Source organism: Allobosea sp. TBD101, assembly GCF_059817965.1.
Genome location: NZ_CM187543.1, coordinates 5041550 through 5064245 on the forward strand (window position 1 = coordinate 5041550; position 22696 = coordinate 5064245).

Below are 22696 nucleotides of genomic sequence, written 5' to 3' on the forward strand. Positions count from 1 at the left end.
AAGACATGACCGACCTTGCCTCGACCGACGCCCCCGCCGCCGGCCTCTCGCTCGCCGAGACCGACGACGGCACCGCGCGCCTGCACCGCAACCTGTTCATCGCGATCGCCGTGATGCTCGCGATCGCACCCTTCGTCGCCTATCCCGTCTTCGTGATGAAGGTTTTGTGCTTCGCGCTGTTCGCGCTCGCCTTCAACCTGCTGCTTGGCTATGGCGGGCTCTTGTCCTTCGGCCATGCCGCCTATTTCGGCATGGCGAGCTATGTCTCGGCCTATACCGCCAAGAACTGGGGCCTGACGCCGGAGCTCGCGATCCTGCTCGGCACCGCGGTCGGCGCGGGGCTCGGCCTCGTCTTCGGCGCGCTCGCCATCCGCCGCCAGGGCATCTATTTCGCGATGATCACGCTGGCGCTCGCCCAGATGGTGTTCTTCTTCTCGCTGCAGACGCCGCGCTTCACAGGCGGCGAGGACGGCATCCAGGCCGTGCCGCGCGGCAAGCTCTTCGGCCTCGTCAGCCTTGCCGACGACCGCGCGCTCTATTGGCTCGTCGCCGCCATCTTCATGGGCGGGCTGCTGCTGATCTACCGCGTCATCCATTCGCCCTTCGGCCAGGTCTGCAAGGCGATCCGCGACAACGAGCCCCGCGCCATCTCGCTCGGCTACCGCGCCAACCAGTACAAGCTCATGGTCTTCGTGCTCTCGGCGACGCTCGCGGGGCTGGCCGGCGCGACCAAGGCGATCGTCTTCCAGCTGGCCTCGCTCACCGACGTCTACTGGACCATGTCCGGCGAGGTCGTGCTGATGACGCTGGTCGGCGGGCTCGGCACCGTCTTCGGACCGATCGTCGGGGCCATCGTCATCGTCGCGATGCAGAACTATCTCGCGACGCTCGGCGCCTGGGTCACCGTCGTCCAGGGCGGCATCTTCGTGCTCTGCGTCCTACTGTTCCGCGAGGGCATCGTCGGCGTCATCTCGAAGGCGATCAAGAAGCCGCTCTAAGAGCCGCGATCAAGGCAGCCGAACGACCGCTGGACCACGTCTGGACACCCTTGTCATTCCGGGGCGCGCCTCAGGCGCGAACCCGGAACCTACGACTGGGCGCCCTCGATAGCTCCTTGCCGACGGCTCGCCCAGTCGTGGGTTCCGGGTTCTTCGCTACGCGAAGCCCCGGAATGACAAGGGTGTCGCTCAAGCCACTGCCATCCAGTCAAACAACATCTAACGGATCAGCTTCGAGACCGTTCGGAACTGCGGGTGCTCGGCACTCCCTAGCCATTCGAACAGCACCATCTCGGTGGTGACGATCTCGGCGCCGTGGCTTGCCATGCGCTGCAATGCGATCTCGCGCGATTGCGGCACGCGCGAGCCGATCGCATCGGCGACTACGACGACCCGGCGACGATGCTCCAGCAAGGTCAGCACGGTCTGCCCGACGCAGACATGCGCCTCGCAGCCGCAGACCACCAGTTCGCGATCTCCCGCCACGGCTTCGAGGAAAGCGGGCTCGCCGCAGGCATCGAAGCTCATCTTGGCCACGGCGGGAGCAACGCCAGCCAATTCCGGCACCGTCGTGCCGAGGCCACGCGGATATTGCTCGGTCAGGACCGCCGGCACGTCGAGCAGACGCGCCGCCTCGGCGAGGCGCCCGGCATTGAGCAACACCGTCTCGCCGTCATGGATCGCCGGCATCAGCTTGGCCTGGAAGTCGATGACGACCAGCATGGCATTCTTCGCGGCGAGAAGCGGCATGATGGACCTTTCCTCCTGTGGCCGTCCGAGGACTTTCGCAACGCTCCAGGGCGCAGCTCCGCCGATCAGCGTGGAATCTGCGGAGCAAGCCTGGCTTGACTTGCCTAACGGCAGTCAACATGCAGACGACATGGACGGCAAACGGATCGTTCCCTTCGCGACGACGCTGCATGTGCGCGACCATTGCCTGTGCCTGCATGTGCAGCGCGCGGCGCGGGCGCTGGCGCGCCGTTTCGACGAAGCCTTGCGCCCGGTCGGGCTGACGAACGGCCAGTTCTCGCTGATGATGGCCCTCAATCGCCCGGTGCCGGCCTCGTTCGGCCCGCTGGCAGCGCTGCTGGCGATGGATCGAACGACGCTCACCGCCGCGCTGAAGCCGCTGCAACGGCGCGGACTCGTCGCTGTCGCTGTCGATCCGGCCGATCGCCGCGGCCGCCTGCTGACGCTGACAGAGGACGGGATGGCGCTGCTCGCCTCGGCCGTACCGATCTGGCAACGGACGCACGAGATCGTCGAGGCTGCCATGCCAGACGGCGCGCCCGCGACGTTGCGCGATACCCTGCCCAAGCTGGGCTGAGTCCAAGCTGGGCTGATCTGCGGCAGCTTGTCCCGCCCGCGCCGCAGGGCCGCCCCGCCAACGCGCCTCTGGCGCATGACCTACGCTGCGACTACCCTCCAGCCATTCCTCAGACGCAAGCAAGATTACAATCTCCATGGATAAGCGGCTCGACGCCCCAGCCCATGCCGCGGCCATGACACCCGCGGATATCCGCTCGGTCCTGATCGGCGTGATGCTGGCGATGTTCCTGGCCGCGCTCGACCAGACCATCGTCGCGACCGCGCTGCCGACGATCGGCCGCGAACTCAACGACGTCACGCATCTCTCCTGGATCGTCACGATCTACCTGCTGGCCTCGACCGCGGTGACGCCGCTCTACGGCAAGCTCGCCGATATCCATGGTCGCCGGGTGACGCTGCTCGCCGGGATCATCGTCTTCGTGATCGGCTCGATCGCCTGCGCGCTGGCGCCCTCGCTCTGGCTGCTCGTCCTCGCGCGCTTCGTGCAGGGGCTTGGCGGCGGCGGCCTGATCGCACTGGCCCAGACCATCGTTGGCGACATGGTGCCGCCCAAGGAACGCGGGCGCTACCAAGTCTATTTCGCCAGCGTCTTCATGTCGTCCTCACTGCTCGGCCCGGTCCTCGGCGGCTTCCTCGCGGAGAAGCTGCACTGGTCGGTGATCTTCTGGATCAACCTGCCGCTCGGGCTCGGCGCCTACTGGATGTCGAGCGCAGCCCTGAAGCGCCTGCCGCGCCATGAGCGGCCACACAAGCTCGACGTGCTCGGCGCCGTACTGATGACGCTGGCGACGGTGTCGCTGCTGCTCGCCCTGTCCTGGGGTGGCACCGCCTATCCTTGGAGTTCACTCCCGATCGCGGGCCTCGTCGTGGTCTCCCTGGTGCTCTGGGCGCTGTTCGCCTGGCGCCTGCGCCGGGCGGCCGAGCCCTTGATTCCGCTCGACCTCTTCGGCAACCGCGTCGTCCGGCGCGGCACGGTCGCCGCCGGGTTCGGCATGGGCACCTTCATCGGCCTGACCATCTACCTGCCGCTCTATTTCGAGACGGTGATGGGCCTGAGCGCCACCCATTCCGGCCTTGGCCTGCTGCCGCTGACCTGCGGCACGGTCATCGGCGCGACCAGCTCCGGCCGGGCGATGTCGCATCTCGTCCATTACAAGCGCGTGCCGCTGGCCGGGCTGTTCGTCGCGATGACGGGGACGGCTGTTCTCGCCGCCTTCTCCGGCCAGATCCCGCTCCTGCCCTTCTGCGTGATCCTGGCGGTCGTCAGCATCGGCTTCGGCACGCTGTTGCCCGTCGCGACCGTCGCGATCCAGAATGCCGTGCAGGCGCATCAGCTCGGCACGGTGACGGCGGTCGCCAATTTCTTCCGTCAGATCGGCGGGGCGCTGATCGTCGCGGTGTTCGGCGCGATCGTGCTGGGTGGCGTCGGCGGCGTCGGCGCGCAGCTCTCGCCCGAAGCGCTGAAGCTCGGCACCGTCGACCGCGAGACCATGGTCGTGTTGTTCCGCTATGTCTTCGGCGCCGCGAGCCTCGGTTTCGCCTTCGCCTGGCTGTCCCTGGCGCGGATGCAGGAACTGCCGCTGCGCGGCCGTGCCGTGGAGACGGCCAAGGCGATCGGCGGCGAGTAAGGGGAAACGGAACCACCGCGCCCAGTTGCGCGTTGCCTTGATCCCGTCATCCGTCCGGGCCAGCATGCCAGCATCCGCTAGCCAGGAGTTTCGCCATGTCCGATCTCGTCGTCATCGTCTATTCGACCGAGGCCCGCGCCGAGGAGATGCGCCAGAAGCTGATCGGCCTGCAGAAGGAATACCTGATCGAGATCGGCGATGCCGCCATCGCGGTGATGCACGAGGGCGGCAAGGTGAAGCTCAACCAGCTCCTGAACACGACCGCGATGGGCGCCGTGTCCGGCTCGTTCTGGGGGCTGCTGATCGGCGCGATCTTCCTGATGCCGATTTTCGGCGCGGCACTCGGCGCGGCGTCGGGCGCGCTCGGCGGGGCGCTGACCGATTACGGCGTCGACGACAAGTTCATGAAGGACCTGTCCACCAGCCTGCAGCCCGGCAATGCGGCACTGTTCGTACTGGTCAACAAGGTGACCGGCGACAAGGTGCTGGAGGCGATCCGCGGCACCGGCGGTACGGTGCTCAAGACCTCGCTCGACCGCTCGCAGGAGCAGAAGCTGCGCGATGCGCTGGCCGATGCGCACAGCGCGGCGCCGCCCGCGGCCGAGCCGCCGGAGCCCTATCCGCAGGGCACGGGTGCGCCGACGCCGGTGGGTTGAGGCTCAGCACCACCACAGCGTCATTCCGGACAAGCCGCAATAGCGGCGCCGATCCGGAATCCATCCAAGGGCATCTCGCTCTATGATGGATTCCGGGTCTCCGCTTCGCTGCGCCCGGAATGACGGCGTTGTGTGAGGGGATCAGTCCCTGAGCAGCTCGTTGATGCCGGTCTTGGAACGCGTCTGCGCGTCGACCGTCTTGACGATGACGGCGCAGGAGAGCGCCGGACCCGGCGTGCCATCCGGGAAAGGCTTGCCCGGCAGCGAGCCCGGCACCACCACCGAATAGGGCGGCACCTTGCCGACATGGACCTGGCCGGTGGCGCGGTCGACGATCTTGGTCGAGGCCGAGATGAAGACGCCCATCGAGAGCACCGAGCCCTCGCCGACGATCACGCCCTCGACGACCTCGGAGCGGGCGCCGATAAAGCAGTTGTCCTCGATGATGGTCGGGTTGGCCTGCAGCGGCTCGAGCACGCCGCCGATGCCGACGCCGCCCGAGAGATGCACGTTCTTGCCGATCTGGGCGCAGGAACCGACCGTCGCCCAGGTGTCGACCATGGTGCCGGAATCGACATAGGCGCCGATATTGACGAAGGACGGCATCAGCACGACGCCGGACGCGATGAAGGAGCCCTTGCGCGCGGCCGCCGGCGGCACGACGCGGAAGCCGGCAGCACGGAAGCGATTTTCGCCCCAGCCCTCGAACTTCGAGGGCACCTTGTCCCAGAACACGCTCTCGCCCGGGCCATTGGCCATGATGACGTTGTCGGTCAGGCGGAAGGAGAGCAGCACCGCCTTCTTCAGCCATTGGTGGACGATCCAGTCGGCACCCTGCTTTTCGGCAACGCGGGCCTGGCCGGCATCGAGCATCTCGATCGCCTGCTCGACGGCCTCGCGGACGGCGCCCTTGGTCTGGACGCCGATCTCGGCCCGGTTTTCCCAGGCGGCGTCGATGGTCTGGTTGAGATCGGCGAGGGACATCAGGTGGCTCCGGCGCTTCCAGAAAGATCGGCGCGAGCGATGGCGGATGCCGGCGGCTGCGTCAAGCCGGGCGGCGGCGCAGCAGATATGTGTCCATGATCCAGCCATGCCGCGCGCGGGCCTGCGCCCTCGCCTCGGCGATCTCGGCGGAGAGTTCGGCCAGAGGGCCGGCGCGCAGGATTTCGTCGGGCGTGCCGAGATAGGCGCCCCAGAAGATATCGAGCCCGGCGGGATCGATCTTGCCGAAGGTCTGCTCACCATCGAGCATGACGACGACGCTGTCCTGATCGGCCGGAAAGCCAGCCGCCAGCTTACGCCCGGTGGTGATCAGGATCGGCGCGCCGATCGTGTTGAGCGGGATGCGATGGCGCGCGGCGAGCACCTGGACGCTGCTGATGCCGGGATAGACCTGCCAGTCGAGGCCGAGGCCAGAGGCAGCGACGCGATCCATGATGCGCAAGGTGGAATCGTAAAGCGCCGGATCGCCCCAGACCAGCAATGCGCCGGTCTGCCCGTCCTGCAGCTCGGCTTCGAACAGGGCGCGGTAGCGGGCCGCGATGCGCTCATGCCAGTCATCGACGACGCCGTGATAATCATCGCCCGCCTCGGCGCGACGCGGAATTTCTACGGGAACGGTGCGGTAACCGGGCTTGCGGATGAAGCGCGCGCAGATCGCCTCGCGCAGGGCCCGAAGCGCGGCCTTCTCCTCGCCCTTGTCGGGGATGAACAGGATATCGGCACGGTTCAGCGCCTCGATCGCCTCGATCGTCATGTGCTCGGGATTGCCGGCCCCGATGCCGATGATGAGGATGTTGCGCATGCTGCTCCGCCGGTTCGCGGCGGCTTAGCACGTCCTCAAGCGCGAATGCGAGATCAGGCCCGGCCGAGCACGGCCATGCGGGCGAGATCGCCGGATGGAACCGGCGTCGCGTTCAGCGCCAGCGCCGCCTGAAGCGCCTCCAGATCCACCTGGAGGCGCGGATGCCAGCCGCAAGGGCATGGCTGGTCACCGCAATGAGCATCCGCCACCTCTCTGTAGACAGAACCGACCGCTGCCGCCGCCAGCTCGATCAAAGCGAGCGGCGGCAGGCGAGTATCGTGGAGCGCGGCGCAAAAAGCTGTCATGACCGCCTCCCGGATCTCGGCACGGGCGGTCTCCAGCGATTCGGCGCTCCCCTGATCAGGCTGCACGTTCGATGCCCTTGATGGCGGCATGGCGGCGGCGCTGTGGCCCTTGGATGGGTTTGGGCCCCTGCTCAGGCAAGGTCACCGCCAGCAGGTCGACGAGGCGCTGCATGCGCGGCGGCAAGGCCGCATCAGCGTCGAGGTCGCCCGGCCCCTTGGCGAGCGCGAGGGCCCGGCGCAGTTCCGGCCGGCTCGCTCCGGTGCGAACGATCTCGCGGATGATGATCTCGTCGATGCGGCCGATCGCGGCTGCGACATCGACCTCGGTGACGCCACCCATTCGGTTTCTCCGTCGGCTGATTCACTGATCGCGAGGGAGAGATAGGCGCGCCGACGATTCGATGCAAGCTCTTGTTTTTACTACAGAAATAGAACTATTTTAAGGTAACGGGCCACTCTCGCCTGCAGGCGTGACCGCATCATGACGGCGCCAGCGGCTAGAGGTCGCGGACGATTTCCAGGCGGGCGCCATGAGCCAAGCCGTCGTCGAGGCGAGCATCATCGGGACCGTAAAAGGAGATGGCATAGGCCCCCTGCCCTCGGCGGACGAGATGCTCGCCAAGGCCGGCAGCGGCCGAGCCTCGCGCCTCGGCCAGGGACAGGGTCTGTCGGCCGATGCGGAACTGGGCGAGCCCGAAACCGAGACCGGGAACGCCGCCGATAGCGACCGGCTCGCGCCCGAGCAGGGAGCGGTAGCGGGCGACCGAGGTCGCGAGGTCCTGCACCGCCACGGTGACGCCGGCAACCCCGGTCACGCCATTGGCATGGCGACGGCCCGGCCCTTCGGGAACGCGCAGGCTGCGGGCCGTGACGTCGGTGCAGAGGAACGGGATGTCGGGCTCCGGCGGACGCGCCGAGCGCCAGGCGATGCGCGTGCCGTCGGGCTGGAGGCGACCGCCATCGATCGGCCCCTCCATGACGATGCCAGCGGCGCGGGCGCGGGCGAGATCGGCGTCGAGATCATCCGGCAGCACGGCATAGTCGACGAGGCCGGGACCGGCGCGATCCAGCACCTGCCACCAGCGATAACCCGGCAGCGGGCGCGGGAAGGCGATGATCTCGAGATAGGCGCCGTCCTCGAACACGATCAAGGCATTGCGCGAACCGCGCGGGTGCTCGCCGCCGGGCAGCACGGTGAAGCCGAGCGCCGTGTAGTCGCGGATGGCCGCGTCGAGATCGGCAACAGCGATGACGATATGGTCGATCGAAAGCGGCATGGTTCTCGTCCCGTCGATGCTGGTCTCAGCGGCTCTGCGCGATGGCCTCGATGCCCGACATGCCGCCGAGCTGCGGCGCGAAGCTCTCCCAGACCTTGCGGGCGCCGTCCTGCCAGCCCTGGCGGTTCTCGGCGGGCACGACCTTGCCGCCTTCGGCTTGGGCGCGCGCCATCGAGGCGTCCTCATCGGCCCGCATCAACTCGTCGAAATAGGCGATGCCCTCGGTGACCGCAGCGGTCAGCGCCTCGCGGTCCTGTTGCGTCAGCGCCTTCCAGAAGGGCGCGGCGAACATCACGACGCCGCTTGCCCAGATATGGCCGGTCTCGATCAGCACCGGCACGACCTCGTACAGGCGGAAACCGACATAGGCCGACTTGGTCAGGTCCATGCAGTCGACCACGCCGGTCTTGAGCGCGTTATAGGTCTCGGGGATCGGGATCGGCGTCGGATGGGCGCCGAAGCCCGACCAGAGCGCGGTATGGAGCGGGCTCTGGATGACGCGGATGCGCTTGCCCTTGACCGAGGCTGGGGTGGTCAGCGCCTCCTTCGCCAGGAGATGGCGGGCGCCGTAGTTGATGAAGCCCGGCACGACGAAGCCCTGCGCCTGATAAAGCTCCTTCAGTGCGTCTCCGAGCGGTCCCGCGAGCACGCGCCCGAGATGGCCGCGATCGCGGAAGAGGAAGGGCAGATCGAGGATCTGCCCTGCGGGCACCCAGGTCGAGAGCGACGACACGGTCGAGAGCGCCGCCTGGATCGAACCGAGGCGCAGGCCCTCGGCGACCTCCTTCTCGCCGCCGAGCGCGGCATTGGGCACGACCCGCAGATCGAAACGGCCGGGCGCCGTGCGCTCCAGGATATCGGCGATGCGCCGCCAGATCTTCGTCTCCGGCTTGTCCTCGCCCAGGAGCGAGGCGACGGTCATGGGCCGGCCGGCGGCGAAGGCCTGTCCGCCCTTCAGGATGGCGGGCGCGGCGAGCGAGCCGGCGGCGAACTGGCGGCGGGTGATCAGCAAGGCGTGGCTCCTTCGGCATAGGTAGCGGGATCGCGCGAAATGCGCCCCGCTGCAAGAGGCGAGCGCTCAACCCGCGAAGATGCCCTCGAAAACGGTCACGCTGATCGGGTTGCGCTGGCTCGGCGTCTCTCGCGCCTGCAAGGCCTCCGGCAATTGCGCCTTGTCGCCGGGCTTGCCGATGGCAACGGCCGCCTCGACGCGGTAGCCCGCCGGCAGCTTCAGGGTCTGCGGAGCTCGCGCCTGATCGAAACCGGCCATGCCATGCGCCTGCCAGCCGATACGCACCGCCTGCAGGGCGAGATTGGCCCAGGCCGCGCCGGCGTCGAAGGAATGAGTATAGGACGGCACCTCCTCGGCCTTGCCGGGAACCGCCATGGTCTCCTTGGAGACGACGAAGATCAGCGCAGCGGCATTCTTCGCCCAGGACTGGTTGAACGGGTTGAGCAGGCCGAGCAGTGCCGGCCAATGGGCCGTGCCACGCCGCGCATAGATGAAACGCCAGGGCTGCGAATTGTAGGAGGACGGGGCCCAGCGCGCCGCCTCGAACAGCACCTTCAGCCCGGCCTCGGAGATGATCTCGTCGGTGAAGGCACGCGGCGACCAGCGCTCGAGGAAGAGCGGATCGATGGCGTGATCGGCGGCGCGGCTATTGGCAGTAACGGTCATCGATGGTCCTGACGGCGTGGGCAGCGGCGGCGACAGCCGACGCGATAGAGGCAGCAGAATCGGTATCGCGGATCGACCCGTCAAGGAACGGGAAATCTCTGGAAAGGCCATTTTCTGCAAAGCCTTGCTGATTTCGATTACCTTATGGGGAAGTACCTCCGTCGCATGACCGCTGCGATCGAGGCAGTCATTCTTGCGTGAAACGCATGTCATAACCGACCGGCTCCCGCAGCGGTGGATTTTAGCGATGCCGATCGGCTATCCCGAGAGGTGCCGCCGACGGAGACGATGATGACCGAGACCCATGAGATCGCCTCCGACCGGCTGCGCGCGACGGTGCGGGCACAAGGCGGCGAATTGATCGCGCTCTCCGACGCAAACGGGCCGGCGCTCTGGAACGGTGGGCCGGAATGGCCGCGCCATGCACCGGTGCTGTTCCCGATGGTCGGGCGCCTCACCGACGACACGTTGATCCATCAGGGGCACTCCTACCGCCTGACCCAGCATGGCTTCGCGCGCGACAGCCTGTTCTCCTGGGTCGAGCGCAGCGCCGACCGGGCGGTGCTGGAATTGCGGGAGAGCCCGGAAACGCTGGCGATCTATCCGTTCCGGTTCGTGCTGCAGATGATCTACGCGGTCGCGGGCGATACGCTGACCGTGATCTCGCGCGTCAGCAATCCGGCCGAGGAGCCCTTGATCTGCGGTGTCGGCGCGCATCCGGCCTTTCTCTGGCCGCTGACCGAAGGCATCGCGAAACAGGCGCATCGCCTGACCTTCCCGCAGGCGGAGCCGGGTCACGGCCTCGGCGTCGAAGCCGGCCTGCTGACCGCGCCGATCCCCCTGCCTTTCTCCGGCAAGGAGCTCGATCTCGACGAGCGCCTCTTCGTCAACGATGCGATCGTGATCCCCGATACCGCCAACCGCTCGGTGCGCTTCGCGGCGATCGACGCGTCAGGGCGGGAGAGCCGCGCCGTGACGGTGAGTTGGGAAGGTTACAAGGACCTCGGCATCTGGTCGAAGCCATCAGGCGCGCCGTTCCTGTGCATCGAGCCCTGGTACAGCATGGCGAGCCCCGCCGGCTGGCAGGGCGAAATCGCGGAAAAGCCCGGCATCCTCCGGTTGGCGCCGGGCGAGCGCCGCGATTTCGTCTGGCGGGCGACGCTTTAACGTTTCACCCGCGCCGTCATCCCGGGCGGAGCGAAGCGGAGACCCGGGATCCATGCCGGAGCGCATCCGATAGAAGCTCAGGCATGGATCCCGGATCGGCGCGGCTGACGCCGCTTGTCCGGGATCACCGCTCAAAGGGGAAGCGGGGAGAATTTCCCCTCGCGTCACTTCTTCTCGACGTTCCAGAACAGCATGACCGGCGCGGCCAGGACACCGGCGACATTGGTGCGCCGGGCATAGGGCTGATCGAACTGGCCGAGCACCCGATAGGGCTGCATCTCGGTCAGGCGCTTGTGCAGCACTTCGAGGGCCACCTTGCGGCTGGCGTCGTCGGGGGCATCGACGAAGGCGCCGCGGAGCTTCTCCGCCTCGGCATCGCAGGGCCAGCCGGCCCAGGCCCGCTCGCAGGCCATGTTGGTGCCGATATTGGTCAGGGGCGACTGCATGGTCGCGCCCGAGGCGTAGGTGACGAAGAGGTTCCAGCCGCCCTGGTCCGGCGTGCTCTTGTTCTGCTGGCGGGTGGTGACGGCGCCCCAGTCGGCGAACTGGACATCGACATTGAAGCCGACGGCCTTGAGCGCGGAGGCCGCGACCTCGGCCATGCGGCCGATCGGGGCGATGTCGTTGCTGGTCGAGAGCACGAGCTTCTCGCCCTTGTAACCGCTCTCCTTCAGCAGCTCGCGGGCCTTGTCGAGATTGGGCTTGGCATAGCCCTCGCTGCCGATCTCCGTGCCGTTCGGGCCGCCGCAGACGAAATAGGCGTTGCAGCGCTTCCACCATTCCTCGTCGCCGAAGCCGGCCGCGAGGAAATCGGCCTGCTCGGTGGCATAGGCCAAGGCGAGCCTCGCCTTCGGATTGTCGAAGGGCGGATGGAGATGGTTCGGCCGCAGCATCACCTGATTGGCGAGGTTGGAATAGCGGTCGACCTTGACCTGCTTGTTGGTCGAGATGACCGGGATCAGGTCCTGGCTCGGCTGCTCCCAGATGTCGATCTCGCCGGTCTGGAGCGCGGCAGCGGCGGTCGCCGCATCCGGCATGATCTGCCATTCGACGCGGTCGACCTTGACGACGCGCCCGCCGGCGAGCCCATCAGCCGGCTCGGAGCGCGGGACGTAATCGGGATTGCGGTCGTAGACGACCTTCGAGCCGCTGCGCCAATCCTCACGGTTGAACTTGAACGGGCCGGAGCCGATCGTCTCGGTGATCGGCTTCATCGGGTCGGACTTGGCGTCGGACTCGCGCATGATGACGGGGATCTGGCCGACGGCGGAACCCAGCGCGGAGGGCACCAGCGCCATCGGCCGCTTCAGCTTGAGGCGGAAGGTGGCGTCGTCCACCGCCTCCATGCCATCGGTGTATTCCGCGAGCTTGCCGCCGATGGTGTCGCGCTTCATCCAGCGGCCGAGCGAGGCGATGACGTCCTTGGTCGTCACCGGCTGGCCGTCATGGAATTTCAGGCCGGGACGGAGCTTGAAGGTCCAGGTCAGCTTGTCCGGCGAGGTCTCGAAGCTCTCGACCATCTGCGGCTTCGGCTGGAGGTTCGAATCCCAGGCGAAGAGCGTCTCGTAGATCATCAGCCCGTGCATACGGGTGATGACGATGGAGGCAGCGACCGGATCGAGCGTCTTGAGGTCGGCATGCGGCGCGACCCGCAGGATGCGGTTCGAGGCCGGCTGCGACTGCGCCGATGCCGGAAGCGGCAGGAACGTGGCCGCCGACAGCAGCAGCGCGGCGGTGAAACGGGACAGTTGCATCAGGCGTTCTCCTCCTTCGTCACCGGCCCTGCGGCTCGCCCCTCTGCGGAGCCGCTTCAGCCGGCGCGTTTCATGCTCGTTGCATCTGCAAAATTCTTGCCCGGTGGCCGGCAACCCGCAAGCTGCCTTCGGCATCGAGCCAGAGGCAGGGTCGCGCAAGCCAGGGGCCGTGCTGGTGGCTGGCGAGCGCACGACCATTCGGCAGCGGCGTCAGGCGCGACACCGTCCCGCCGGAAGGCCAGGGCATCAGGGCCGTACCGTCGGCCCGGATTTCGATCTCCGTACCGAAATGCCGATCACGCCAGCGCCCGACCAGCCGCGCGTCGAGCGGCGTATCGGCCGGCACGCGAGCGAGCGAGCGCTGCACGCCGCCGATCAGGCCGGTGAGGCGATCCTCGCCGTCACGCTTGAGACGAATATCGAGATAGGCCGGCAGGCTGCGCAAACTGCTGTCGCCATCGGTGATCAGACGCTCGAAACCACCCATATAGCTGATCGAATCCGTGGCGAGCTCGGCCCAGAACGGCCCTTCGTCGCTGACGAACAGCCCGACAGGCGCCTGCGCGATCGTGGGGAGTTCCTGCCCAAGCAGGGCCGCCAGCACCGTCAGGGCGGGCCAGAGCGCCTCTTCCTCGCGATTGGTCAGCACGACGACGCCGACGCCATGGGCCGGTGACATCCAGAAATGGTTGCGATAGCCGGAAAGCGAGCCGCCATGGCCGACGATCCCGGTCTCGCCCAACCGGCTGCAGACCAGGCCCAGGCGGTAGACGCTCTCGCTGCCGTCAGCGAAATGGCGCGGCGCCGTCAGGCGCTCCAGCATGCCGGCGAGCGAGCCTCGGCCGGCCAGCAGACCCGAGGCCCAGCCGGCGAGGTCGGCGGCGGAACCGACGATGCCGCCCGAGGCCGAAAAATGCGGGCCGTTATGGCCACGCCGCCAGGACGTGCCATCGTTCCAGTAGCCCGTGGCGAGGCCGGGCACGATCTCCGAGCCGTCATAGGGCAGGCGGAAGGAGGCACCCAGCTCGCCCGAGAGTTCCGCGACAGTCTCCTTATAAGGCTTACCGGTGACCTGCTCGAGGATGCGCTGCCCGAGGCGCCAACCGGTGTTGGAATAGGCCATCTCGGTGCCGGGCTCGGCACTCAGCGAAGGCAGGCGGCAGGCAAACGCGAAGACCTCCTCCGCGCTCAGTGTCGCGGTGAAGGGCACGCCCTGCTGCCAGAGGGACTCCATCATGTCCGGCAGGGCGCCGGTCATGTCCAGCGCCCGGCCGAGTTCGACCGCGGCGAGCGGCGCCGGCAGTTCACCGAGCCAGCGGCCGAGCGGCGCATCGAGCGGGATGCCGGCGCGCAACAATGCCACCGCCAGGATATGCTTGCTGATCGAGGCGAAGCGGTTCGGCGTCTGCGGCGTGAAGGGCACGCCGTATTCGATGCTGGCGAGGCCGCCGGCAAAGGCTTCGCGCACGCCGTCGCGGTCGAACAGCACGACGGCGCCGCCCGGCCCCGCCGCACCCTGCCAGTTCGCGACGATCTCCTGCGCGCGGGTCGCGGCGCGGGTCCAATCCAAAGCCATGTCGTGCTTCCTCAACCCTGCGGCCGGACTTCGCCGAGCAGATTGCGCAAGGCCCGCATGAAAACGCGCGCGCCGGGGCCGATCGCATCATCCGGAAAATCGAAATCCGGATTGTGCAGATGCGCGGTCTCACCCGAGCCGAGCAGGAACATCGCCGATTTGGAGCGGCGCCCGAACAGGCCGAAATCCTCCGAGCCGCGCGAGGGCGGCGTCGGGCCATGCGGCACCTTCTCCTCGTCCATCGCCCGGCGCAGCATCGCGACGGCTTCCGGCTCGTTCTCGCAATGGTGGAAGATGTCGTGATAGCTGATCTCGACAGTCAAACGACCGGCCTCGGCCGCCTCGCGCGCGAGCTTCTCGGCGGCTTCGCAGAGCGCGCCCATCTGAGCGTCGTTGACGGTGCGCAGCGTCGCCCAGAGTTCGCCATGGCCCGGCGCGATGCCGAAAGCCTGCTCGCCGATCTCGACATGGGTCACGGTGACCAGCCGAAAATTGGCGTCGAGTGGCCCGCCCGGCCCGAGCGCGGTCAGAGCGGGGATCAGCGTCGCGATGGCCGGCGCCGGCGAGCGGCCGTGCTCGGGCGTCGAGGCATGCGATGTCTCGCCGGTCAGGATGATCTTGATGCCGCGCGAGGCGCAGTTGGCTGCGCCTTCCGAGATACGGGCGTGACCGACCGGGACGCCGGGGCGGTTGTGCAGGGAGAAGGCGTAATCCGGCACGATCTCCTCGAATTTCGGATCGGCCATGACGGCAGCGGCGCCCGCGCCGGTTTCCTCGGCCGGCTGGAACAGCAGGATCGCGCGGCCCTTCTTCGGCGGGTTGCGCTGCAGGCCACGCGCGAGGCCTGCAAGGATGGTCATATGACCATCATGCCCGCAAAGATGGCCCTTGCCGGGGATTTCGGAGCGGTGCTCACCGTCGGAGATTTCCTCGATCGGCAGCGCGTCGAGCTCGGCGCGGATCAGCACGGTAGGGCCTGGCTCGGTGCCCTCGTAGATCGCCGCGACGCCGTGGCCGCCGAGTTCGGTGACGATGCGGTTCGGGCCGGTCGGCTTCAGGAAATCGACGATGGTCGCGGCGGTCTCGCGCTCCTCGCCCGAGATTTCAGGCCTGCGATGCAGCCGATGCCGGAGATCGACGAGATCGACCATATCGCTGTTGGTCAGAAACACGGATGAAGCCTCCCGGGCTGTTTCGCCGGCGGATCACCGGCTCTTTCCCGGAAAGGTTCGACACTTCAGCCGCTTCGGCAACCCGCGTCATCGCCGGGGGCGGCATGCGCGGGCGCGGGATCAGGGCCTTTTCCAATTTCTCCGAAATCGCGAAAGGCCCTGAATTCTTGTTTATCGCATTTTCTTCACGCGAACCGGTGCCCACTTCGCTCGAAAATGCTCTAGTTCCCGAGTTCGGCCTCGACCTCGGCGTCGAAGGCTTGCGCCAGCATGGCGCGGCAGGCCTCGGCCTGCTGGCGCGCCGAATCGAGCGCGATATGAGGGAGAATCTCGGCGAGATCGCGCAGGGCGAAATCGACGGCCGACATCAGCCCGAGCACCGGCTCGGCGGCAGCAGCCGGCTGCTGCGGAAGGCGGAACGCAATGACCTGACCCATAGGCATACTCACGCTGAAAGCGAATCGGCCTTCAGTGTGCGGGGGCAGTCTTCAGAAAGTGGTTAACGGCGGAATTGCGGCAGAGCCTTCGGCTTAACCATAGCCGTGCAGGCTGGCGCCATGGCGCTTCAGCCAGGCCTCCGCCTCCTCGGTATGAGGGCAGAGCTTGTGGGTCAGCGCCCAGAAGCGATGCGAGTGGTTCATCTCCCTGAGATGCGCCACCTCATGGGCCGCGAGATAATCGAGCACCGGGGACGGCGCCAGGATCAGGCGCCAGGAGAAGCTGAGGTCCCTTTGAGAGGAGCAGGAGCCCCAGCGGCTGGTCGTGTCGCGGATGGTGATCTTGCGGGCGGAGATGCCGAGCGTCGCCGTGTGGCGGCGCACGGCCTTCTCGATATCCTCGAGCGCGAGCTTCCGCAGGAAATCCTTGACCCGGCGCGAAACATGGGCGGCATCGCCGGCCACTGCGATCACCGGCGCGCCGTCGGCATCGCGCGTCGCCTGCGTCAGCCCGCGCGCCTTCGACCAGTGCACGATGCGATGCGGCACGCCGCGTAAGGGGATGCTCTGTCCGGGCTCGAACGGCACCGGGCGCGGGCGCTTGGCCATGCGCGCGGCGATCCAGCCGCCATGATTCTCCGCGAAGGTGCGGCCTGCCGCGAAATCGGCACGCTCGGGCAAGGTCAGGGTGATCTCGCCGGTCGCCTGCGAGACGCGCAGCGTCATCCGCCGTGCAGCGGCGCGGCGCTTGATCAGAACGGCATAGCGCGCGCCGGCATGCACGACCTCGATCCGGTCGGGATCCGGCTGGCGCCTGAACAGGGAGATGCGCATCGCCTGCGATTGTGCGGGATTCGCGGGCGATGGGAAAGGGAGGTCTTAGCGGACGACCTTGAGCGCCTTGCGCTGCTCCTTGGCGCTGTCGCCGCGACGCTCCTTGGCCGCTTCCATGTCGAGGCTGACCATGAAGTCGGAGATGCGCGGCTGGATTTCGGCACGGAAGCGCGAGCCGTTGAAGACGCCGTAATGTCCGACCTTCGGCTGGAGATAATGGGCGCGCTTGTCGTCGGGGATGTTGACGCAGAGATCATGCGCGGCTTGCGTCTGGCCGACGCCGGAGATGTCGTCCATCTCGCCCTCGACCGTCATCAGCGCGACGCGGCGGATGGCGGTGAGATCGACCGGCTTGTCGCGATGCATCATCTCGCCCTTGGGGAGGGCATGCTGGACGAAGACGGTGTCGACGGTCTGGAGATAGAACTCGGCGGTCAGGTCCATCACCGCCAGATACTCGTCGTAGAAATCGCGATGCTTCTCGGCGGAATCGCCGTCGCCACTGACGAGATGCTTGAACATGTCGTAATGGGCGGTGACATGGCGGTCGATATTCATCGCCATGAAGCCCGAGAGCTGCATGAAGCCCGGATAGACCTGCCGGAACGCGCCCAGGCTCGGGAACGGCACGACGGTGATGCAATTGCGGCGGAACCAGTCCGTGCCGCGCTCCATCGCGAGCTGGTTGACGGCGGTGGGCGAGCGGCGGGTATCGATCGGGCCACCCATCAGCGTCATCGAGCGCGGCGCGCAGGGGTCGGATTCGGCCTCCATGCGGGCGATCGCGGCGATGACCGGCACAGATGGCTGGCAGATCGCCATGACATGGGTGTCCGGCCCCAGCATCTGCAGCATGCCGATGACGTAATCGATGTAATCGTTAAGGTCGAAGCGGCCCTCGGAGAGCGGCACCAGGCGGGCATCGACCCAGTCGGTGATGTAGACCTCATGGCCGGGCAGGAAGGCCTCGACCGTGCCGCGCAGCAGCGTGGCGTAATGGCCGGACATCGGCGCGACCAGCAGCACCTTCGGCTGCGGCTTGCGGCGGCTGGATGGAATCTTGCGGTCGAAATAGACCAGCTTGCAGAAGGGGCGCTCCCAGACGACGCGCTCCTCGACCGCGACCTTGACGCCGTTGATCGTGGTCTCGTCGAGGCCGAAGGCGGGCTTGCCGTAACGGCGCGTCATGCGCTCGAACAATTCGCAGGAAGCCGCGACGCTGCGGCCGAACGGCGTGTAGGTCAGCGGATTCGCCGGATTCTTGAAGGCCAGATGCATCGCATCCGAAACCCCGCGCACCGGGCTCACCATCATGTGAACCGCTTCGTAGGCATGGTAGGCAAACGACATGGCGGCCCCGTACATACGATCCAACGTCCTTCTGGCGACGCAGCATGCGATGATGCGTCGCAGCATCGCACCTTACGTTGATTTTGTTCTCATTCAACCCGGCTAAAGGCTAAGATTTTCCTGCGATGTGGATGAAGCAGGCAAAACCGTTGGCAGGCGCCGCGCAGGAGATCCTCGAATCTTGAGCTTCCCGGACCTATCCGCCCCGGTTCTGGCGCGCTCCAGCCGTCACCTGCGCCTCGATACGCTGGTTCGGCTGCGCTGGCTCGCCATTGCAGGCCAAAGCCTCGCCGTCGCCGGCGTGCATTTCGGCCTCGGCTTCCCCCTGCCCTTCGGCTGGTGCTTCAGCGTCATCGCGGTCTCCGCCTGGCTCAATATCGCGCTGCGCATCCGCTTCCCGCTGAGCCACCGCCTGCAGGACAGGGCCGCGACCGCCCTGCTCGGCTTCGACATCGCCCAGCTCGCGGCCCTGCTCTTCATGACAGGCGGCCTGCAGAACCCGTTCGCGATCCTCTTCCTGGCGCCGGTGATGATCTCGGCCACGGCCCTGCCGCCGCAGCGCACGCTGGTTCTCGGCCTGCTGGCGATGGGGCTCGCGACCCTGCTCAGCCGCTACCACCTGCCGCTGCCCTGGGCCGGCGAGGACCGGCCGGTGCTGCCGGCCTTCTACCAACTCGGCAACTGGGTGGCGCTCGTGCTCTGCCTCGCCTTCACCGGCATCTACGCCTGGCGCGTCGCCAAGGAGGCGCGCGACCTCTCCGACGCGCTCGCGGCGACCGAACTCGTGCTGGCGCGCGAACAGCACCTGTCGCAGCTCGACGGGCTCGCCGCCGCCGCCGCGCATGAGCTCGGCACCCCGCTCGGCACGATCGCGCTGGTCGCCCGCGAACTGACCCGCCTCGCCCCGCCCGATGGCGAGATGGCCGAGGACATCGCGCTGCTGCGCGAGCAGGTCGAGCGCTGTCGCGGCATTCTCGGCAAGCTCTCCAGCCTGCAGGACGAGGATGCCGGCCCGCTCGGCCAGCTCACCCTGCGCCTGCTGATCGAGGAGACCGCCGGACCGCAGCGCCCCTTCGGCGTGCCCTTCGAGATCACCATGACCGGCAACAAGCCGGAACCGGTCTGCCGCCGCAATCCCGGCATGATCTACGGGCTCGGCAATATCGTCGACAACGCCGTCGATTTCGCGCGCTCGACCGTGGCGATCACGGCGGAATGGAACCAGAGCCAGGTGGTGCTGGTGATCGCCGATGACGGGCCGGGCTTCCCGCCCGACGTGCTGATGCGGGCGGGTGACCCCTATCTCTCGCGCGGCTCGGGGGAAGGTCGCGCCGGCGGCGGCCTCGGGCTCGGGCTCTTCATCGCCAAGACGCTGCTGGAGCGGGGTGGCGCGACGCTGGAATTCTCCAACCGGCCAGCGCCCGCGAGCGGCGCTTCGATCCGGATCACCTGGTCCCGTGACGATTTCGAAGCCGATCTGCCGGTTGATGGGGGTACCCAGGCGAACGCATCGGCCTTAAATGAACCTGGCTGAGCGGGCTTCACAGGAAGCCTGACAGCCAACCGAAACCCTAATGCGCGCAGCCGCAGCGCGCCGAGAAGCGGCAAGGAGAAGACGATGCAGGATGCAGCGAGCGAAATCGACAGGCCCGACCCGGCGGCCGACATGTCCCTTCTGCTGGTGGACGACGACAAGCCGTTCCTGACCCGTCTCGCCCGCGCCATGGAGGGCCGCGGCTACGCAGTCCGCATCGCCGACAGCGTCGCCGCCGGCATCGCTGCCGTGGAAGAGGCCGCTCCGGCCTTCGCGGTGATCGACCTGCGCCTCGGTGACGGCAACGGCCTTGACGTGATCGCGCGTCTCAAGGAGCGCCGCCCCGACGCGCGCGGCGTCGTGCTGACCGGCTACGGCAATATCGCGACCGCCGTCAGCGCCGTGAAGCTCGGCGCCTTCGATTTCCTCGCGAAGCCCGCCGATGCCGACGAGATCCATTCCGCGCTCGCCGCGCAGCGCGATGCCCGCCCGCAGCCGCCGGAAAACCCGATGTCGGCCGACCGGGTGCGCTGGGAGCATATCCAGCGCGTCTACGAACTCTGCAGCCGCAATGTCTCGGAGACGGCGCGCCGCCTCGGCATGCACCGGCGCACGTTGCAGCGCATCCTGGCGAAGCGCGCGCCACGCTGATCCGAGCCGGCCTTCAGGCCGAGCCCTCGGGGTCCTCGACCGCGGCCAGACGGCTGGAGGCCAGCCGCGCCAGCGCGATGGTCAGCATCTTGCGGCGCGCCGCGCTCAAGGGATGGCGCGGCGGCTCGCGCAGCAATTCGCCGCCATAGGCGTCGGCGACGATCAGCCCGACATCGTCGGGCAGGATCTCGCGCGGGAATTCCGGCGCGACGGCGAAGAGGAAGCCGTCGCAATAGTCGCGGTAATCCGGCCACTTGCCGTCGACACGATAGTCGGCGATGCCGGACTTGACCTCGACGACCCAAAGCTCGCCCGAAGGCGAGAGCGCGACGATGTCGCCGCGCCGGCCATTGGCGAAGGTCATCTCCTTGACGATGGCGTAGCCGCGCTCGCGCAGATGCCGCGCCGCGCCACGGCAGACGATGCGCGTGATATCGGGCCGCGCCGGTGGCGGATTGAGAACGGAATCCGAGAGAGACATACACGTATGTTCCCTCTTTGTTTCTCAGAATGCAAGCCGGGTCTTATACCGGCAGGCAGCCATCCGTGCCGGCGCCGCAGACCAGCGCACAGACCTTCTCGCCACCCGACAACGCAACGCGCCCCGACTGGAGCGCGGCCAACGCCGCCGCGCCCGACAGGTCGGCCGCGATGCCGAACTCGAACCAGAGCGATTTCGCAGCTCGCTCCATGTCGGCATCGGTGATCAGTACGATCTCGTCGACATTTCGGGCTGTCGCCTCGTAGATCGCCTGGTCGGTCTGGCGGCAGGACATGGTGGCGACGCGGGTCTCCAGTCGGTCGAGCGCGACGAGACGGCCGGCGGCGAGGCAGGCATGGAGGGTCGGCGATCCCACAGGCTCGATGCCGATAATCCGCGTCTGCGGACGAAGCGCCTTCACCGCCGTCGACAGGCCGGTGATCAATCCGCCCCCGCCGATGGCGACGAGGATGACATCGACATCCGGCATGTCGTCGAGGATGTCGAGGCCGAGCGTGCCCTGTCCGGCTACAACGACCGGATCGCTGAAGGGATGCGCATAGGTCGCGCCGGTCGTGCTGGAATGGGCGAGTGCGGCGGCATTGGCATCGTCCCAGATCGCGCCGACGATATGGACGTCCGCACCCCAGTCGCGCAGCTTCGCGATCTTGTCCGGCGCGGCATTGGACGGCAGGAAGATCGTCGCGGGCACACCGAGGACATGGGCGGAACGGGCGATGGCGAGGCCGTGATTGCCGCCGGATGCGGTCACGACGCCGCGCGCGAGTTCATCCTTCGACAGGGTCAGGAGCCGGTTCATCGCGCCGCGCGCCTTGAAGGAACCGGCCGCCTGCAGCAATTCGAGCTTCAGCGTGACGTCGCCGCCGAAATCGCTGCCGCGCGTCCTGGTGTAGGGCAGCGTCGGGGTTTTGCGAATGTAGGGCGCGATGCGCTCGCGCGCGGCGCGGATATCGTCGAGCGCGATCATCACAGGGTCCCGCGATAGGGCGCCGCGACGATCAGGCAGCAATTGCCCGGCTTCACCCGGCCCGGCTGGCGCCGGCCGTAGAGGATGCCATCGGCGGCGTAGTGCAGCGTCTCGGGCGGGCGCGTCGGGTCCCAGGTGCAATGGATGCGCCCGGCCGGTTCACCGGCGCTGACCTTGGTGCCGTTGGCGTGGAAGGGCTCGAAGATGCCGTCCGCCGTCGCATAGACGTAGGCGGAGATGCCGGGCAGTTCGAGGATCTGGCCGTCGCCGCGCTTCGGTTCCGGCTTCTCGCGCACAACAACACCAAGATGATCCAGCACGTTGGCGACCCCGCGCCGGCAGACCGACAGCGCCTCCAGCGAAACCGTGCCGGCGCCGGCCATCTCGGTCCCGACCGTGACGAGCCCGGCGCGGCAGGCGGCGGCGGTTGCGGTGCGCGGCTCGCCGAGATTGCTGATCACGACCATCATCGGCGCGTCGAAGGCCTGCACCGCCGCGACATTGCGCTTGTGAAGGGCTGGATCATCGGTCGGCTCGACGATGGCGCTCGGAATGATGTCGAGCGAGGAGCCGCCGGAATGCAGGTCGAGGAAGGCATCGCCGATCGGCAGGATATGGTCGCTGACGAAGGCCGAGATCTGCTGGGTGATGGTGCCGCGCGGATCGCCCGGGAAGGTGCGGTTGAAGTTCAGCCCATCGACCGGCGAAGTGCGCTGGCCGGCCATCACGGCATGGACATTGTTCGCCGGCATCAGGATGAGGCGGCCCTGGACGCGGCCGGGATCGAGATCGCGGATCAGGTCGCAGATCGTGATCGGCCCCTCGTATTCGTCGCCATGGTTGCCGCCCTCCATGATCACGGTCGGGCCGGTGCCGTTCTTGATCACGGCGATCGGCACGCGGGTCGCGCCCCAGGCGTCGTCATGCGGCGAATGCGGGATCATCAGGAAGCCGGTCTGCTTGCCCTCGCGGTCGAGATCGACGGTGAGGAAGGCGCTGGACGGGCGCGGGGTCGGCTTGGGGCGGGAGCTGGTCATGGCGGGCTCGGCAACGTCAGGCGCTTGGTTGCAGGACGAA

24 protein-coding genes are annotated in these 22696 nt (G+C 67.5%); 8 read left to right on the forward strand and 16 right to left on the reverse strand.

What is annotated here, in order from left to right:
• Positions 1-5 precede the first annotated feature (5 nt).
• Positions 6-998, forward strand: coding sequence for a branched-chain amino acid ABC transporter permease (locus tag AC6RIC_RS24465; RefSeq protein WP_499734294.1), 993 nt, complete (start codon positions 6-8; stop codon positions 996-998).
• Positions 999-1217: 219 nt separating this feature from the next.
• Here AC6RIC_RS24465 and AC6RIC_RS24470 read toward each other — a convergent pair whose 3' ends face one another.
• The gene (locus AC6RIC_RS24470; RefSeq protein WP_499734295.1) at positions 1218-1748 is read right to left on the reverse strand and encodes an isochorismatase family protein; all 531 of its coding nucleotides are present in this window, start codon (positions 1746-1748) and stop codon (positions 1218-1220) included.
• Positions 1749-1878: 130 nt separating this feature from the next.
• Between AC6RIC_RS24470 and AC6RIC_RS24475 the strand changes: the two genes are divergently transcribed.
• The 3 genes from AC6RIC_RS24475 to AC6RIC_RS24485 all read left to right on the forward strand — a co-directional run bounded on the left by AC6RIC_RS24475 (position 1879) and on the right by AC6RIC_RS24485 (position 4611).
• Entirely contained in the window at positions 1879-2325 is a 447-nt protein-coding gene (locus tag AC6RIC_RS24475; RefSeq protein WP_499734296.1) for a MarR family winged helix-turn-helix transcriptional regulator, read from the forward strand.
• A 136-nt stretch (positions 2326-2461) separates the two neighbouring features.
• Positions 2462-3955 carry an MDR family MFS transporter gene (locus AC6RIC_RS24480; protein WP_499734297.1) on the forward strand — a complete coding sequence of 498 codons (1494 nt, stop codon included), beginning with the start codon at positions 2462-2464 and terminating at the stop codon, positions 3953-3955.
• A gap of 95 nt (positions 3956-4050) precedes the next feature.
• Positions 4051-4611, forward strand: a complete 561-nt coding sequence (locus AC6RIC_RS24485) for a DUF1269 domain-containing protein (protein ID WP_499734298.1) — start codon at positions 4051-4053, stop codon at positions 4609-4611.
• 141 nt (positions 4612-4752) lie between these two features.
• On the opposite strand, the gene dapD is transcribed toward AC6RIC_RS24485, so the two are convergent.
• The 7 genes from dapD to AC6RIC_RS24520 form a co-directional block, all read right to left on the reverse strand.
• Complete coding sequence (gene dapD / locus AC6RIC_RS24490; RefSeq protein ID WP_499734299.1) at positions 4753-5595, reverse strand: 2,3,4,5-tetrahydropyridine-2,6-dicarboxylate N-succinyltransferase; 843 nt, start codon at positions 5593-5595, stop codon at positions 4753-4755.
• 61 nt (positions 5596-5656) lie between these two features.
• Complete coding sequence (gene cobF / locus AC6RIC_RS24495) at positions 5657-6415, reverse strand: precorrin-6A synthase (deacetylating) (RefSeq protein ID WP_499734300.1); 759 nt, start codon at positions 6413-6415, stop codon at positions 5657-5659.
• 53 nt (positions 6416-6468) lie between these two features.
• On the reverse strand, positions 6469-6720 hold the full coding sequence (locus AC6RIC_RS24500; RefSeq protein WP_499734301.1) for a hypothetical protein: 252 nt from the start codon (positions 6718-6720) through the stop codon (positions 6469-6471).
• A gap of 55 nt (positions 6721-6775) precedes the next feature.
• Entirely contained in the window at positions 6776-7060 is a 285-nt protein-coding gene (locus AC6RIC_RS24505; protein WP_499734302.1) for a hypothetical protein, read from the reverse strand.
• Between the two features lie 157 nt (positions 7061-7217).
• On the reverse strand, positions 7218-7997 hold the full coding sequence (locus tag AC6RIC_RS24510) for a VOC family protein (protein ID WP_499734303.1): 780 nt from the start codon (positions 7995-7997) through the stop codon (positions 7218-7220).
• A gap of 25 nt (positions 7998-8022) precedes the next feature.
• Positions 8023-9009, reverse strand: a complete 987-nt coding sequence (locus AC6RIC_RS24515; RefSeq protein WP_499734304.1) for a TRAP transporter substrate-binding protein — start codon at positions 9007-9009, stop codon at positions 8023-8025.
• 66 nt (positions 9010-9075) lie between these two features.
• Positions 9076-9675 (reverse strand): nitroreductase family protein, encoded by a 600-nt coding sequence (locus AC6RIC_RS24520; RefSeq protein WP_499734305.1) that lies wholly within the window; start codon positions 9673-9675, stop codon positions 9076-9078.
• Between the two features lie 291 nt (positions 9676-9966).
• Between AC6RIC_RS24520 and AC6RIC_RS24525 the strand changes: the two genes are divergently transcribed.
• The gene (locus AC6RIC_RS24525; protein ID WP_499734306.1) at positions 9967-10842 is read left to right on the forward strand and encodes an aldose 1-epimerase family protein; all 876 of its coding nucleotides are present in this window, start codon (positions 9967-9969) and stop codon (positions 10840-10842) included.
• 164 nt (positions 10843-11006) lie between these two features.
• Here AC6RIC_RS24525 and AC6RIC_RS24530 read toward each other — a convergent pair whose 3' ends face one another.
• The 3 genes from AC6RIC_RS24530 to AC6RIC_RS24540 all read right to left on the reverse strand — a co-directional run bounded on the left by AC6RIC_RS24530 (position 11007) and on the right by AC6RIC_RS24540 (position 15344).
• Positions 11007-12596, reverse strand: coding sequence for an ABC transporter substrate-binding protein (locus AC6RIC_RS24530; RefSeq protein ID WP_499734307.1), 1590 nt, complete (start codon positions 12594-12596; stop codon positions 11007-11009).
• A gap of 70 nt (positions 12597-12666) precedes the next feature.
• Complete coding sequence (locus AC6RIC_RS24535) at positions 12667-14172, reverse strand: serine hydrolase domain-containing protein (RefSeq protein ID WP_499734308.1); 1506 nt, start codon at positions 14170-14172, stop codon at positions 12667-12669.
• A gap of 11 nt (positions 14173-14183) precedes the next feature.
• Positions 14184-15344: an amidohydrolase gene (locus AC6RIC_RS24540; protein WP_499734309.1), complete on the reverse strand. Its 1161-nt coding sequence runs from the start codon at positions 15342-15344 to the stop codon at positions 14184-14186.
• A gap of 2 nt (positions 15345-15346) precedes the next feature.
• Between AC6RIC_RS24540 and AC6RIC_RS24545 the strand changes: the two genes are divergently transcribed.
• A complete protein-coding gene (locus tag AC6RIC_RS24545; protein ID WP_454658560.1) occupies positions 15347-15847 on the forward strand; it encodes a hypothetical protein in 501 nt (166 codons plus the stop codon).
• A gap of 27 nt (positions 15848-15874) precedes the next feature.
• On the opposite strand, the gene AC6RIC_RS24550 is transcribed toward AC6RIC_RS24545, so the two are convergent.
• Both AC6RIC_RS24550 and AC6RIC_RS24555 read right to left on the reverse strand, forming a co-directional pair.
• Entirely contained in the window at positions 15875-16615 is a 741-nt protein-coding gene (locus AC6RIC_RS24550; protein ID WP_499734310.1) for a M48 family metallopeptidase, read from the reverse strand.
• Between the two features lie 45 nt (positions 16616-16660).
• Entirely contained in the window at positions 16661-17965 is a 1305-nt protein-coding gene (locus AC6RIC_RS24555; protein ID WP_454658562.1) for a polyhydroxyalkanoate depolymerase, read from the reverse strand.
• A 181-nt stretch (positions 17966-18146) separates the two neighbouring features.
• Between AC6RIC_RS24555 and AC6RIC_RS24560 the strand changes: the two genes are divergently transcribed.
• Positions 18147-19499, forward strand: coding sequence for an ActS/PrrB/RegB family redox-sensitive histidine kinase (locus AC6RIC_RS24560; protein WP_499734311.1), 1353 nt, complete (start codon positions 18147-18149; stop codon positions 19497-19499).
• An 84-nt stretch (positions 19500-19583) separates the two neighbouring features.
• The gene (locus AC6RIC_RS24565) at positions 19584-20150 is read left to right on the forward strand and encodes an ActR/PrrA/RegA family redox response regulator transcription factor (RefSeq protein ID WP_454658564.1); all 567 of its coding nucleotides are present in this window, start codon (positions 19584-19586) and stop codon (positions 20148-20150) included.
• 13 nt (positions 20151-20163) lie between these two features.
• On the opposite strand, the gene AC6RIC_RS24570 is transcribed toward AC6RIC_RS24565, so the two are convergent.
• The 3 genes from AC6RIC_RS24570 to AC6RIC_RS24580 are packed head-to-tail and all read right to left on the reverse strand — an operon-like array spanning position 20164 to position 22656.
• Positions 20164-20631: an MmcB family DNA repair protein gene (locus tag AC6RIC_RS24570; RefSeq protein ID WP_454658565.1), complete on the reverse strand. Its 468-nt coding sequence runs from the start codon at positions 20629-20631 to the stop codon at positions 20164-20166.
• Between the two features lie 43 nt (positions 20632-20674).
• Positions 20675-21619: a threonine ammonia-lyase gene (locus tag AC6RIC_RS24575; RefSeq protein ID WP_499734312.1), complete on the reverse strand. Its 945-nt coding sequence runs from the start codon at positions 21617-21619 to the stop codon at positions 20675-20677.
• Positions 21619-22656, reverse strand: coding sequence for a succinylglutamate desuccinylase/aspartoacylase family protein (locus tag AC6RIC_RS24580; protein WP_499734313.1), 1038 nt, complete (start codon positions 22654-22656; stop codon positions 21619-21621). The genes AC6RIC_RS24575 and AC6RIC_RS24580 overlap by 1 nt, the downstream gene beginning before the upstream one ends.
• Positions 22657-22696: the final 40 nt, after the last annotated feature.

Coding starts and splice junctions, on each gene's coding strand:
- AC6RIC_RS24465 (WP_499734294.1), top strand. CDS start 6: ATGACCGACCTTGCCTCGACCGACGCCCCCGCCGCCGGCCTCTCGCTC.
- AC6RIC_RS24470 (WP_499734295.1), bottom strand. CDS start 1,748: ATGCCGCTTCTCGCCGCGAAGAATGCCATGCTGGTCGTCATCGACTTC.
- AC6RIC_RS24475 (WP_499734296.1), top strand. CDS start 1,879: ATGGACGGCAAACGGATCGTTCCCTTCGCGACGACGCTGCATGTGCGC.
- AC6RIC_RS24480 (WP_499734297.1), top strand. CDS start 2,462: ATGGATAAGCGGCTCGACGCCCCAGCCCATGCCGCGGCCATGACACCC.
- AC6RIC_RS24485 (WP_499734298.1), top strand. CDS start 4,051: ATGTCCGATCTCGTCGTCATCGTCTATTCGACCGAGGCCCGCGCCGAG.
- dapD (WP_499734299.1), bottom strand. CDS start 5,595: ATGTCCCTCGCCGATCTCAACCAGACCATCGACGCCGCCTGGGAAAAC.
- cobF (WP_499734300.1), bottom strand. CDS start 6,415: ATGCGCAACATCCTCATCATCGGCATCGGGGCCGGCAATCCCGAGCAC.
- AC6RIC_RS24500 (WP_499734301.1), bottom strand. CDS start 6,720: ATGACAGCTTTTTGCGCCGCGCTCCACGATACTCGCCTGCCGCCGCTC.
- AC6RIC_RS24505 (WP_499734302.1), bottom strand. CDS start 7,060: ATGGGTGGCGTCACCGAGGTCGATGTCGCAGCCGCGATCGGCCGCATC.
- AC6RIC_RS24510 (WP_499734303.1), bottom strand. CDS start 7,997: ATGCCGCTTTCGATCGACCATATCGTCATCGCTGTTGCCGATCTCGAC.
- AC6RIC_RS24520 (WP_499734305.1), bottom strand. CDS start 9,675: ATGACCGTTACTGCCAATAGCCGCGCCGCCGATCACGCCATCGATCCG.
- AC6RIC_RS24525 (WP_499734306.1), top strand. CDS start 9,967: ATGACCGAGACCCATGAGATCGCCTCCGACCGGCTGCGCGCGACGGTG.
- AC6RIC_RS24530 (WP_499734307.1), bottom strand. CDS start 12,596: ATGCAACTGTCCCGTTTCACCGCCGCGCTGCTGCTGTCGGCGGCCACG.
- AC6RIC_RS24535 (WP_499734308.1), bottom strand. CDS start 14,172: ATGGCTTTGGATTGGACCCGCGCCGCGACCCGCGCGCAGGAGATCGTC.
- AC6RIC_RS24545 (WP_454658560.1), top strand. CDS start 15,347: ATGAAGCCTCCCGGGCTGTTTCGCCGGCGGATCACCGGCTCTTTCCCG.
- AC6RIC_RS24550 (WP_499734310.1), bottom strand. CDS start 16,615: ATGCGCATCTCCCTGTTCAGGCGCCAGCCGGATCCCGACCGGATCGAG.
- AC6RIC_RS24555 (WP_454658562.1), bottom strand. CDS start 17,965: ATGTCGTTTGCCTACCATGCCTACGAAGCGGTTCACATGATGGTGAGC.
- AC6RIC_RS24565 (WP_454658564.1), top strand. CDS start 19,584: ATGCAGGATGCAGCGAGCGAAATCGACAGGCCCGACCCGGCGGCCGAC.
- AC6RIC_RS24570 (WP_454658565.1), bottom strand. CDS start 20,631: ATGTCTCTCTCGGATTCCGTTCTCAATCCGCCACCGGCGCGGCCCGAT.
- AC6RIC_RS24575 (WP_499734312.1), bottom strand. CDS start 21,619: ATGATCGCGCTCGACGATATCCGCGCCGCGCGCGAGCGCATCGCGCCC.
- AC6RIC_RS24580 (WP_499734313.1), bottom strand. CDS start 22,656: ATGACCAGCTCCCGCCCCAAGCCGACCCCGCGCCCGTCCAGCGCCTTC.